This window comes from Mesoterricola sp. MK458 (assembly GCF_055384935.1).
On the sequence record NZ_AP045075.1, the window covers coordinates 2,568,210 to 2,580,189 of the forward strand.

An 11,980-nucleotide genomic window follows, 5' to 3' on the forward strand; every position below is an offset into this window, starting at 1 on the left:
TCAAATGTTCAACCACACCAACCCTGTGCAAACCAAATCTCACCCTTCACCTCTTGCAGGGACCCCGACCTTTGTTGAGGTGATGGCCACCCTGGGAGCCGAGCGTATTTCGGAACCAGCCCCAACCCCGGCCCCGGATGCGCTGCCCGGCAGCAACAATTTCCACTCCCGGTTCTGCACCAGCTCCGAAACCCTGCAGAAGGCACTGGCCACGTATCAGAGGCACAAGAAGGCCATCACCGATGCCACGGAACAGGGGAAGGAAGGCTCCATGCAAACCGCGGCCGCCCATCAGCAGGTGATCGAGGCGGAGCAGGCGGTGGAAGATGCGATGGATGCTCTCGCCGTGGCCGTAGACACGCCGGGCGAGGAAAAGGCACAGGCCCAACTGCGGAAGGCGCGGTTGGCCCTGGAGACGGCGAAGGACCGCCATAAGGCCATTGTCGCGAAGAACCCTCCCGCCCCTGAACTGAGCGCCGAGGAACTGGCCGTCGAGGCCGCAGAAAAACTGGCCATCACCCATATGGTGGCCGAGGAGTTGAACAAGCTCCCCAAGGAGGCACTCCACACCCTGCACCGGGCGTTTGCAATTTATGAGGGGTGCATGCGCTGGCCCGCGTTCTTGGAGTTTGTCCTGCCCTCCCTGGACACGCGGGAGGTGCCCCAGCTCCGGGCGGATGTAATCAATGAATACGGTATCGGGTAGGTGACCCATGCCGCGCCCCATCCCCGTCTACAACTCCAACGTCCAGGCGCAAACCGCGCAGGGCGGCATGCGCACCACCAGCACCCCGCCGGGAACCTTCGGTGAGGGGCTGGCCGCGGGCCTGAATGAGGCCGGCCAGGTCATGGCCAAGCTCCAGCAGGACGCCCGGGTAGCCCGGGTGGAGGACGTCGTCACGCAGCTTCAACAGCAGGCCCTGGACCTCAAGTCCCAGGGCAACTCCGTCCGGGGCATCAATGTCCTGAACACGAACCAATCCGACGACGGCATGCCCCAGGACCTTCGGACGACCGGGCTCCAAGCCTTCGATCAGAACGTCGAGGAACTCTCCAGGTCCCTGGCCGACGACACCCAGCGCCGGATGTTCGCCCAGGCGTCCCAGCGTCTCAGGCTGGATCTCCAAGGCCACCTGCAGGCCCACCAGGACCAGCAATACCTCGACTACGAGCAGAACACCTACAAGGGCGCCGCGGCGGTGGCGGATCAGGACGTCGCCCAGAACGCCGTCGGACCCGATGGGCGCCTCCGTGCCACCACCATCATCAACGCCCTGGACCGGAAGGTCTTCGCGGCGGGCCGCCTCTCCGACGTCCTGGGGGATGGCCCGGAGGTTCGCCAGAGTCGCATCATGGAAGCTCAGAGCGGCACTCATTCCCTGGTGATCGGGTCCCTCCTGCAGGCGAACAACCCCCAGGCCGCCCAGGCCTACTTCGACCTCCACCGGGACCAATTGGACCCCAAGCTGATCTCCACCATGGAATCCCAGATCCGGAAGACTGGCCGGTCCCTGCAGGTTGACCAGGCCGTTGAGGAGGTGTGGGCGGCCGGCGGCCCCAAGGGGGATACCTCCGCCGTGAACCTGGACGCCATGGGGCAGCAGATCCGCAAGCGGTTCTCGAGCGACCCGGAGGCCCAGAAAATCGCACTGGCCAGCCTGAACGACCGGGCCAAGGAACACGACTACAGCGTCAAGCAGAGGGAGGACGTCAACCAGGGAACCATCTGGGGCCAGGTGCTGGCCGGGAAGTCCCTGGGCGCCATCCGGGCCATGCCGGAGTTCAAGTTCGGCATGGACGGGACCCGGCAGGCCCGGCTAGTGGGCCAGATCGAGGCCTTCCGGAAGCGGAACGAGGAGGAGCCCGGGGTGCAGCTGGAGCGGAACCTGACCTACTACAACGTCATCCACGACCCCAACTTCCCGACCCTCACCGACAACCAGATCCGCAAGCTCGCCCCGGCCCTGGGGCCCAAGATGACCGTGGACCTCCTGAAGGAGCTCAACGACGTGCGGATGGACCCCAACAAGTGGGGCGCCTTGAAGGTGGACCAGGACCAGCTCAAGTCCCGCGCGTTCGCGGCAGGCCTCATCTCCGACGAGGCGAACCCCACGGGCGAAGAGAAGAACCTGCTTTCCGTCCTGGAATACAAGGTCAAGAAGATGAAGCAGGCCTCCGGCAAGCCCTGGACGCTGCAGGAGACCGAGGCCGTCATGGACCGTGAGCTGGAGACGGTCGTCACCAATCGGGGATGGCTCGGCAATACCGAGAAACGCCTCTTCCAGGTGGAGGACCAGGTGCCGCAGCCCTTCATCCAGGCGCTGCGCACCCGCGCGCAGCAGGGCGGCCTCCGGGAGCCCACCAAGAAGGAGATCACCCAGCTCTGGTTCGACGCCAAGGACCGCGACCTGGTGGACGAGAACGGCAACCCCAAGTAGACCCACCCTCAACCTCCCTTGCCGGTTCCCCCGGCCCTTCCGGAGACCACCATGAATCCTGGTGAGAATGACCCCCTCGGCGCCATGCTGAGGCAGACGATACAGCAGTCCGATACGGCCCAGCAGTCCCGGGTAGCCCTGGGGTTCGGGATGAAGTTCGACCCGGACGAACGGGCCAAGGTCCAGCGCGCGGCCGCCGCGATGGGGACCTCCCCCGCCTTCGCCCAGGACAAACGGAGCAACTTCGAACGGGCCGGGAAGCTCAACGCCATCGACTTCGAGCGGTTCGTGGGCGAGACGCCACGCCTGGCGCAGTGGACCTCCAGCCCGGAGAACGCCGCGATCGCCCATGACGACCTGGACCGCCTGGCGTCCATGGAGGCCGCCTCGACCGCGGCCAACCTCTACAACCTCCCCCCGACCCAGCGCGCGGCCGTGGTGGAGGAGCGGAAGCGGGTGCTTCTCCACAACTACACCCGGAACGAGGTGAACTCGGCCCTGGCCAACACGGACCAGGCGTTCTACTCCCCCGTCCTGGACCTCCTGAAGTCCGCGGCCCACTGGGCGGGCGCCGCGGCGGGCACGGCCTCCGAACTGGGGAACTTTGTGACGGGGCCCCAGACCCTCAACCAGACCGCGGAGAACATCGCGGGCCAGTGGCGGAACCCCCAGCGGGAGGGGACCCTGGCCGGCGCCGTGGGCAGCCTCACCGATGCCGGCAAGCGGTTCATGGGGGGCTACGTGAAGCAGGGGCCCAACCCTTCCCTGGTGGACCCCAGCACCGGCAAGCCCTTCGAGAACCCCGACTACGCCTGGTGGGGCCGCCCCCTGGTGAACACGGCGGAGGCCCTGCCCGGGACCATCGCCGCCTTTGGCGTGGCGGGCAAGGCCGGGCCCGGGGTCTTCGCCTTCAACGCAGGGACCGAGAAGTACCGGCAGGCCATCGCCGAGGGTGCGAACCCCTTCACCGCGGGCGCCGAGGCCCTGGGCAGCGCCGGCCTGAACCTGGCCCTGATGACCAAGCTTCCACCCTCCCTGCCCACCCGGACCATCCCCGGGGCCGTGGTGCAGGCGGCGGGGCGGGGCACGGCCCTGGGCCTGGGTGTGACGGCCGGGGAGAATGCCCTCTCCATGCTCCACGGCAGCACCCAGCCCCTCTTCCAGGGCGCCGGCCAGAACATCCTCTCCATGATCGGGTTCGAGCTGGCGCCGGTGGGCGCCCGGATCTTCGACGCGGCCGCCGAGTCCAGGCTCCGCCAGCGGGCCCCGGAGAAGTTCGGCGAGCTCACCCAGTCCATCCTGAAGGACACCGCCCTGGAGGACGCCCTGGTCCCGGTGGAGGCCTTCACGACCTACTTCCAGTCCAAGGGAATCGACCCCCGGGCAGCCGCGGAGGACCTGGGCGCCAAGAATTTCGAGGAGGCCCGGGCCGCTGGCACGGACCTGGTCATCCCTACGGCCCAGCTCGCCGCCAAGATCGCGGGAGGTGAGCACGCCGGCCTCCTGGAGGATGTGCGGTTCCGCCCGGGGCACCTCTCCATCCGGGAGCTGCGGGACCTGCCTCCGGAGGCCCAAGCCGCGGCGGAGGATGCCCTGAAGACCCAGGCGGGCCAGGTGGACGAGCAGGCCCGGGTCCAGGCGGCGCAGCAGGACCTGACGAACCTGCCCTCCCCGGAGCTGATGCAGGTGAAGGCCGACATCAAGGCGCGCCTGGTGGCCGTCGGGATGGAGCCCAGCACCGCCGAGACGAACGCCACCCTCTACGCCGCCCGGATGGCCACGGCGGCGCAGCGCGAGGGCCTGAACCCGGCGGAGCTGCACGCCATGTACGCGCCGGTCATCTCCGGCCCGGCCGGGGAGGCTCCGGCCAATCTGGCCGACATGATCACCCAGCGCCTCGAGGCCCCGCTCCTGCAGGGTCCCTCCGGGGAGACCTTCCGCGCCGCACGGCCGGCGGAGGGGGGAACGGAGACCCGCGGCTTCATCCAGGTTGGCGAGGGCCGCCAGTTCAACATCGCCCTCCTGGCCGGCCGGGACCTCTCCACGTTCACCCACGAAACCGGGCACCTCTGGCTGGAGATGATGAGCGACCTGGCCACCCGCGAGAGCGCCTCCCCCCAGATCCGGGAGGACTTCCAGAAGGTCTTGAAGTTCATGGGCGTGGACGCCTGGGAGAAGGTGGGGACCAAGCAGCACGAGAAGTTCGCCCGGGCGAACGAGGCCTACCTCATGGAGGGCAAGGCCCCCAGCGAGGCCCTGCACGGGGTGTTCCAGCGGGTGAAGGCGTGGATGCAGTTGATCTACCAGAAGGCGGCCAACCTAGGCGTCAGCCTGAATGAGGACGTGCGGGGCGTGTTCGACCGCATGTACGCGACGGACCAGGAGATCGAGGCGGCGCGGCAGCGCCTGGGCGGGTCCAAACTCTTCGCCCGTGCCGAGGACATGGGCGTCAGCCAGGCCGAGTTCGCGCTCTACGACAAGGCCTATGCGACCCAGGGCAAGACGGCCCAGGACATCCTCCAGGCCAAGTTCATGAAGGAGGGGCAGCGGGAACGCACCGCCCAGTGGCGGGCGGAGCTGGACCAGGTGCGCGAGCAGGTCGCCAAGGAGATCGACGCCAAGCCGGAATACCAGGCCATCAAGGCCCTCCGGAAGGGCACCACGGAGGAAGGCGACGCCGTCACCCTGAACCGGAAGGCCCTGGTGGACCAGTTCGGGGAGGAGCGGGTGCGGGCCCTGCACGAGCTGCACCCGAACGTGTACCGGGTGGACGGCGGCATGGACGCGGAGGCGGCCGCCCTGGCCCTGGGGTTCGATTCGGGCCGGGACTTGGTGGAGGCCCTGGAAGGTGCGCCAAAACGCAGCGAGGCCATCCGGACGACCTCCGACGCTCTGATGAAGGAGCGCCACGGGGACATGCGCCTGGACGGCACCGTGGCCGACGCGGCGATGGAGGCCCTCCACAACCAGAAGCGGGAGGACGTCCTGGCCATGGAGCTGCGCGGCCTTCGGAAGAAGCAGCGGGAGGTCCGGCCCTTCGTGGACCTGGCCCTCAAGGATCAGGCCCGAGCGGAGCGGTTCTGGGCCCGGGGCCTGCAGAACGAGATCCCGCCCATGCAGTCCTTCCGGGTGGCGGCGCGCGACTTGGTGGCCAAGACCGCCATCAAGGACCTCACGCCGGACCGCTACATCATCGCCAGCCGCCAGGCCTCGCGGGAGGTCCTCCGCGCCTTCGGGAAGGGCGAGTATGGCCCGGCCGGGGACGCCAAGGAGAGGGAGATCCTGAACCACTTCCTCTACCTGGAGGCGGTGAAGGCCAAGGCCCGGGCGGAGACCATCGTCCGGTACCAGGCCAAGTTCGACCGTCCATCGGTGAGGGCCAACTTCGGCAAGGCCGGCGGACCCTTCCTGGAACAGGCGAACGCCATCCGGGACCGCTACGAGTTCGCCCGGATCACCAACAAGGAGCTGGCCGCCCGGCAGACCTCGCTCGCCGAATTCGTGGAGGCCCAGCGCAAGGAAGGGGAGGAACTGGTCATCGACCCCGCGGTCATGAACGAGTCCCGGAGGATCAACTACCGGGAGGCGACCATCACGGAGCTGGAGGCGGTCCACGATGCCCTCCGGAACATCGAGACGGTGGCGCGCCGGCAGCTGGAGAGCGTTATCGAAGGCATCCGGGTCACGCGGGAGGACCAGACGGCGGCCCTGGTGAAGGCGGCCTACACCAACGGGAAGGCCAAGGCGGTTCCCTTCTCCGGATCGGACCTCTCCGCCGGCGAACGCCTGGCCAAGGCTGAGCGGTACTTCTCCTCCATCCAACTCCGCCCGGAGCAGGTCATGGAGCAGCTGGACGGCGGGGACATCAAGGGGCCCTGGTCGACGTTCGTCTTCAATCGGATTTCGGAGGCGCAGACCGCCGCCTATGACCTCACTCAGAAGGTCTCTCGCCCCATCCTGGACGCCCTGGAGTCCATGCCCAAGGAGATGCGCCTGAAGGGGACGGACTCCGTCGGGATCCGCCTCCCGGGCATGGACCGGGACCTCATCCGGCGCCAGGTCCTCTCCATGGCCTTCAACTGGGGGAACCAGGAACAGCGGACCAAGCTAATCAACGGTTACGGCTGGAACCTGGAACTGGACAAGGTGGACGCGGCCCTGCGAACCCTCACCTCCCATGACTGGGCCCTGGTGCAGAAGACCTGGGACACGCTGGACGCCCTCCGGCCGGCCCTGGGCGAACTGGAGCGGCGCATGACCGGCCTGGAGCCCAAGTGGGTGGAGGCCTCGCCCTTCACCATCACCACCTCCGACGGCGTGGAGATGCACCTGAAGGGCGGCTACTTCCCGGTCAAGTACGACTCCACCCGGGACACCCACGGCGCCATGCAGGACACCAACATCCTGGATCTCACGGACCGCGGCTTCCTGGCCCCCAACACCCCCAACGGGTTCACCAAGGAGCGCACCAAGTATGCCGGGCCCATCCTCCTGGACTTCGAATCCATCCTCACCCGGCACCTGGCCCAGGTCATCCACCGGGTGACGCACCAGGAGGCCCTCTCCGACATCTGGAAGCTGTTCAAGCAGGACCAGGTGCGCAAGGCGGTCATGGAGACCCGGGGCGAGGAATACATGTCCGTTCTGGACAACTGGCTCCGCCACGTTGCCAACGACCGGAACGGGAGCCCGGCGGATGCGCTCTCCCGACTGAACCGCGCGGCCTTCACCTCCAGGTCCAATATCGTCATCGGGACCCTGTGCTTTCGGGCCTCCTCCGTGCTGGCCCAGGCGACGGACTTCGTGCGGGTGGCGGCCTCGCCCCGGGTCGACGGGGTGTATCTCGCCGACGGGATCCGGGAGTTCACCACCAGCATTCGCCCCGGGAGGAACCTGCTGGTGGAAAAGGTCCAGGCCCTCTCCGGCGAGATGCGGAGCCGTTCCGAGAACCTGGACCGGGACATGCGCAAGCAGGCCCAGCTCCTGGCCGGAAAGAATTCGAACTGGGCGGAGGTCCAACGCTTCGGGATGTACGGCCTGGCCATGGCCGACACCATCACCAGCTATCCCACCTGGTGGGCCGTCTACCGGAAGGGGATGGACACCCACGGGCAGGAGGGCCAGGCGGTGCAGGAGGCCAACCGGACCGTGCGCCTCCTGCTGAGCGCCGACGCCCCCAAGGACCAGCCGGCCATCAAGTACAAGACCGACGGCATTGCGCCCTTCATGACGATGTACATGGGCGATGCCACACCGGTCTATGGGTGGATCCGGGACTCCATCCACAAGGCCACGGGAGCGAAGGACATTCCCAAGGTGGCGGCCGCGGTGTTCTTCGGGGCGATGCTGCCGGCGATCCTGGTCGACTTGATCAAGAACCGCGGGCCCCGGCCCGGGGAGGACAAGGTGAAGTGGGCCCTGCAGAAGGCAGCGTTTTCCATCCCCGGGACCATGGTCGGCTTCCGAGATATTGCGGGCATGATCGAGTCCGGGCTCTCCGGGCGCCAGGTCGACTACAAGTTCTCGCCGGTGGTGTCCACCATCGAGAGGGCGGGCAGGACCTTTGTGATGGGCGGGAAGATCCTGGCCGGTGACAAGAGCCACGACCTGGCCGACCTCGGCATCGATGCCCTGGGATCCTTCGGCGTGCTCTTCGGCGTCGGCGGATCCTCCCAGGCGGCCACCATCGCGCAGTACCTCAACCAGGTGCGGAAGGGGAAGGTCAAGCCCAAAGGCCCTGGGGACGTGCTCTCAGGCCTCGCCTTCGGGGCGCCGCCGAAAAAGAAGTGAACGTGGACGAGGCCCCTTCGGGGGCCTCTTCATGTACCCTTGCGGCATTCCAGGGAGGACCTCCGCCCGGGGAGGTGGGCCTTCCACTCCTCCAGGTCGCAGCGGCGGTACTGCGGAGCCCGGAAGCCCGGGACCTTCACGAAGAGGGGCCCCTCCCCTGTGGTGCGCCACTTCCGCAGGGTGGCCACCGCCACGTGCATCTCATCGGCCACTTCCTTCTCCGTCAGCAGGTCCGCCCCGGTGGCCCGGGTGAGCTCCGCCTGGGTGGCGATGACGTAGCCCTCCGGCAGCATTTCCCGGAGGAGCTCGAGGCGAAGGGCGGCGGGGAGGGTCATGGTCGTCTCCATTCCGATCAGAGATTCCATCGTCCCTGTAGGACAGCTGTAGGATGACAAAAAACAAGCCTCTAGGTCCAAGGGGCTGAAACCGTTTGTTTCGAACGATTTATTCCATGCCTCTCCAAGGTGATATGTCCATCACTAGGGGCATGTTTTTACTGTCGTTTTACTGTGACAAGAGAAAAGCCCGGTTTCCCGGGCCTAAGTCTTCTGTTTACTGGTAGCCCCAAGGGGAATCGAACCCCTGTTAACGCCGTGAGAGGGCGCCGTCCTAACCGCTAGACGATGGAGCCACGGTTATGCCGAACCTTGATTCTAGCGCATGAACCTCGGATGGGGAAGATGTTTTCAACGGCGGCGGAGGGTGATGATCGTGATTTCGGGGGGGGCGCCGATGCGGATGGGGAGGGCCACCACGCCCAGGCCGCGGTTCACGTAGAGGACGTCGCCGTCCTTGCGGTAGAGGCCCTGGGCGTAGGGGCCCAGGAGGAGGGCGCTGTTCACGAAGGGGATGATGTTGATCTGGCCGCCGTGGGTGTGGCCTGAGAGGGTGAGGCGGGCGCCGGCTTGGCGGGCAAGGGGCCAGTCGCTGGGGCGGTGGCTGAGGCACAGGCGCCACACGTCGGGGGGCAGGCCCTCGGTGGCGATCTTCGGGGACGGGCCGGGACCGTAGCGGATGCCTTGGAAGTGGCCGTGGCGGGCCATGGGGTCCTGCAGGCCCACCAGGGCCATGCGGGAGCCGTTGCGGTAGACGTTGGCGTAGCGGTTCTCCAGGCACTGGAAGCCGGTGCGCTCCAGGATCTTCCAGATGGGACGGGGGTCGGTGAAGTAGTCGTGGTTGCCCAGGATGGCGTAGCAACCCAGGGGGGCCGGGAAGTTCCGGAAGGCCTCCTCCACGATGCCGGCCTCCGCGGGGACACTGTCGGTGACGTCCCCGGTGAGGAGGAGGAGTTCCGGGCGCTCGGCCTGCACGAGGGTCCGCCACCGGGCCACCAGGGGGGACTTCACCAGGGGGCCGGCGTGGAGGTCGCTGATCTGGGCGATGCGCAGGCCGTCCATGCCGGGGGGCAGGTCGTGGAAGTAGAGCTGGAGGTGCACGATGTCCGGGTCCCCCAGGGCCTCGCGGCGCCCCCTCATCACGCCGAAGGAGGCCAGGCCCACGCCGACGACCGTGGTCTGGCGGAGGAAGGTCCTCCGGCCGGGGTCCTCCGGTGGCTGCCCGGGCTGGGGCCGCCACAGGTGCCGCAGGCGCCAGAGCGCTTCGGACAGCAGCCACAGGGTCAGGTTGAAGGCGCTGAACATCTGGAAGTACAGCCCCGCCCGGGAGAACGGGCGGAGCCACGGCAGCCAGGTGGCGTTGCCGGTGAAGCGCATCGCCATGTACAGGGCCAGGGGAAGGTGGATCAGGACCAGCACCGGGGTCACCCACCGGTCATAGCCCTCGGGCAGCAGCCGATGGATGAGCTGCCGGTGGCAGTACTGAAGGCCGACGATGAGGGCGATGAAGATCAGGGCTAGCAATGGCAGGGTCCCCCGGGCTTGCGGTGACGGGCCGGGCTACTTCCCGGCGGTCCGGGTGCGGTCGTAGAGCGTCTCCATGCGCCCGACCAGGGCGTCGAAGGCCTTGAGGGCGGCCTCCACGGGCTGGGGCGTGGCGAGGTCCACACCGGCGGCCTTGAGGGTGTCCAGGGGGAAGCGGCTGCCGCCCGACCGAAGGAAGGCCAGGTACCGGTCCCGGGCCGCGGGATCCTTCAGGGCGGCCTCGGACAGGGCCATGGAGCTCACGATGCCCGTGGCGTACTGGAAGACGTAGTAGTTGTAGTAGAAGTGCGGGATGGAGCTCCACTCGGACTTGATGTAGTCGTCCACCTTCATGACGCCCTTGTCGTGGCCGTAGTAGAGGCGGGTGAGTTCCAGGTACTTCGCGTCGAGCCAGTCGGGGGTGAGGGACTGCCCCTGCTCCACCCGCTCGTGCATGGCCAGTTCGAAGTCCGCGAAGAGCGTCTGTCGGAAGAGGGTACCGCGGATGGTCTCCAGGTAGCTGTCCAGGAGGTAGAGCTTGAGCGTGTCGTCGCTCACCGTGTCCAGCAGGTGGTGCATGAGCAGGTTCTCGTTGAACGTGCTGGCGATCTCCGCGAGGAAGATGGGGTAGTCGGCCATGGGGAAGGGCTGGGCGGCGTCCGAGAGGTAGGAGTGCATGGCGTGGCCCAGTTCGTGGGCCAGGGTGGACACCTCGTGGAAGGAGCCGTCGAAGTTCATCTTCACGAAGGGGTGCACACCGTAGACGCCGTCGGAGTAGGCCCCGGACTGCTTGCCCTTGTTCGGGTAGATGTCGATCCAGCCGTTGGTGAAGGCCTGGGACAGGCCCTTGCGGTAGTCGGGACCCAGGGGGGCGGTGGCCTTGAGCACCAGGTCGCGGGCCTCCTCGAAGGTGTACTTCTTGTCCACGGACTGCACGGCGGAGGCGTACACGTCGCCGTAGTTCATGTCGGTCAGGCCCAGCATCCGCGCCCGCAGGCGCATGAGGCGATGGAGGGGCGCCAGGTTGGCCTTCACGGTGGCCACCAGGTTCCGGTAGACGGCGGTGTCGATGGCCTCGGGATAGAGGGCGGCGTCCAGGCAGGTGGGATACTTCCGGATCTTCGCCTGGAAGAGGTCCCGCTTGACGTTGGCGTCCAGGAGGGTGGCGAAGGTGTTCTGGTACTGGGCCTGCTCGCGGAAGTGGGTCTCCATGACCATCCGCCGGTCCGCGGGGATCTTGGAGGCACGCAGCTTGTTGTAGTTGGCGGTGTTGAGGACGACCTTCTCGCCCGTGGAGAGGGTCACGGTTCCGTGGGGCATGTCCACGTTGTTGAGCATGCCGGCGGCGGCGGAGGGCGCTTCGGCGAAGAGGCCGGCGGTGGCGGCCACCCGTTCCTCGCCCTCGGGGAGGATGTGGGCCTTCATCCGCAGGGTCTTCAGGAAGCCCACCCGGTGCGAGGCGAGGCGGGGGTCGGCCTTGACGTAGGCTTCCACCTTCTCCTGGCCCAGGGCCATGAGGTCGGCGTCCATGAACGCGAGCTTGGCGCCCAGGCCGACCAGCACGGACTGGATCTCGCCCTTCATCTTCTGGTAGTTCGTGTCGCCCAGGTCCATGTCGCCCTGGTGGCTGGCGTAGCGGTAGAGGCGCCCGCCCCGGAGGTTGACCTCGTCCAGGCGCGCCATGAAGTCGCCCATGGCCTTGGGGGAGGCGGTCCAGGCCTTGCCCAGGGGGTCCAGGGCGGCGATGAGGACCTTGACGGCGTCCAGCTCGGTGCGCCAGGCGGCATCGTCCTTGTACATGTCCGAGGCGCGCCACTTGTGGATCTCGGGCACCTTGGCGCGCTCGGTCTGGGAGAAGTCGGGTATGGGCTGTCCTGCGATCATCGCAACTCC

At 67.4% G+C, this 11,980-nt stretch carries 6 protein-coding genes and 1 tRNA gene; 3 read left to right on the forward strand and 4 right to left on the reverse strand.

Annotation, left to right across the window (positions count from 1 at the left end; translation table 11 throughout):
- The first annotated feature begins 4 nt into the window (after positions 1 to 4).
- The 3 genes from ACZ5LB_RS11220 to ACZ5LB_RS11230 are packed head-to-tail and all read left to right on the forward strand — an operon-like array spanning position 5 to position 8,228.
- Positions 5 to 706 (forward strand): hypothetical protein, encoded by a 702-nt coding sequence (locus ACZ5LB_RS11220; RefSeq protein WP_464602306.1) that lies wholly within the window; start codon positions 5 to 7, stop codon positions 704 to 706.
- 7 nt (positions 707 to 713) lie between these two features.
- Positions 714 to 2,438 (forward strand): hypothetical protein, encoded by a 1,725-nt coding sequence (locus tag ACZ5LB_RS11225; RefSeq protein ID WP_464602308.1) that lies wholly within the window; start codon positions 714 to 716, stop codon positions 2,436 to 2,438.
- Between the two features lie 51 nt (positions 2,439 to 2,489).
- Complete coding sequence (locus tag ACZ5LB_RS11230) at positions 2,490 to 8,228, forward strand: hypothetical protein (protein ID WP_464602309.1); 5,739 nt, start codon at positions 2,490 to 2,492, stop codon at positions 8,226 to 8,228.
- A gap of 29 nt (positions 8,229 to 8,257) precedes the next feature.
- Here the strand turns inward: ACZ5LB_RS11230 and ACZ5LB_RS11235 are convergent, their stop codons facing one another.
- The 4 genes from ACZ5LB_RS11235 to pepF all read right to left on the reverse strand — a co-directional run bounded on the left by ACZ5LB_RS11235 (position 8,258) and on the right by pepF (position 11,971).
- A complete protein-coding gene (locus ACZ5LB_RS11235) occupies positions 8,258 to 8,563 on the reverse strand; it encodes a helix-turn-helix transcriptional regulator (RefSeq protein ID WP_464602310.1) in 306 nt (101 codons plus the stop codon).
- A 221-nt stretch (positions 8,564 to 8,784) separates the two neighbouring features.
- Positions 8,785 to 8,859: transfer RNA gene (locus ACZ5LB_RS11240), tRNA-Glu, on the reverse strand.
- Between the two features lie 55 nt (positions 8,860 to 8,914).
- Positions 8,915 to 10,087 carry a metallophosphoesterase gene (locus tag ACZ5LB_RS11245; protein WP_464602311.1) on the reverse strand — a complete coding sequence of 391 codons (1,173 nt, stop codon included), beginning with the start codon at positions 10,085 to 10,087 and terminating at the stop codon, positions 8,915 to 8,917.
- Positions 10,088 to 10,123: 36 nt separating this feature from the next.
- Positions 10,124 to 11,971, reverse strand: coding sequence for an oligoendopeptidase F (gene pepF / locus ACZ5LB_RS11250; RefSeq protein WP_464602312.1), 1,848 nt, complete (start codon positions 11,969 to 11,971; stop codon positions 10,124 to 10,126).
- Positions 11,972 to 11,980: the final 9 nt, after the last annotated feature.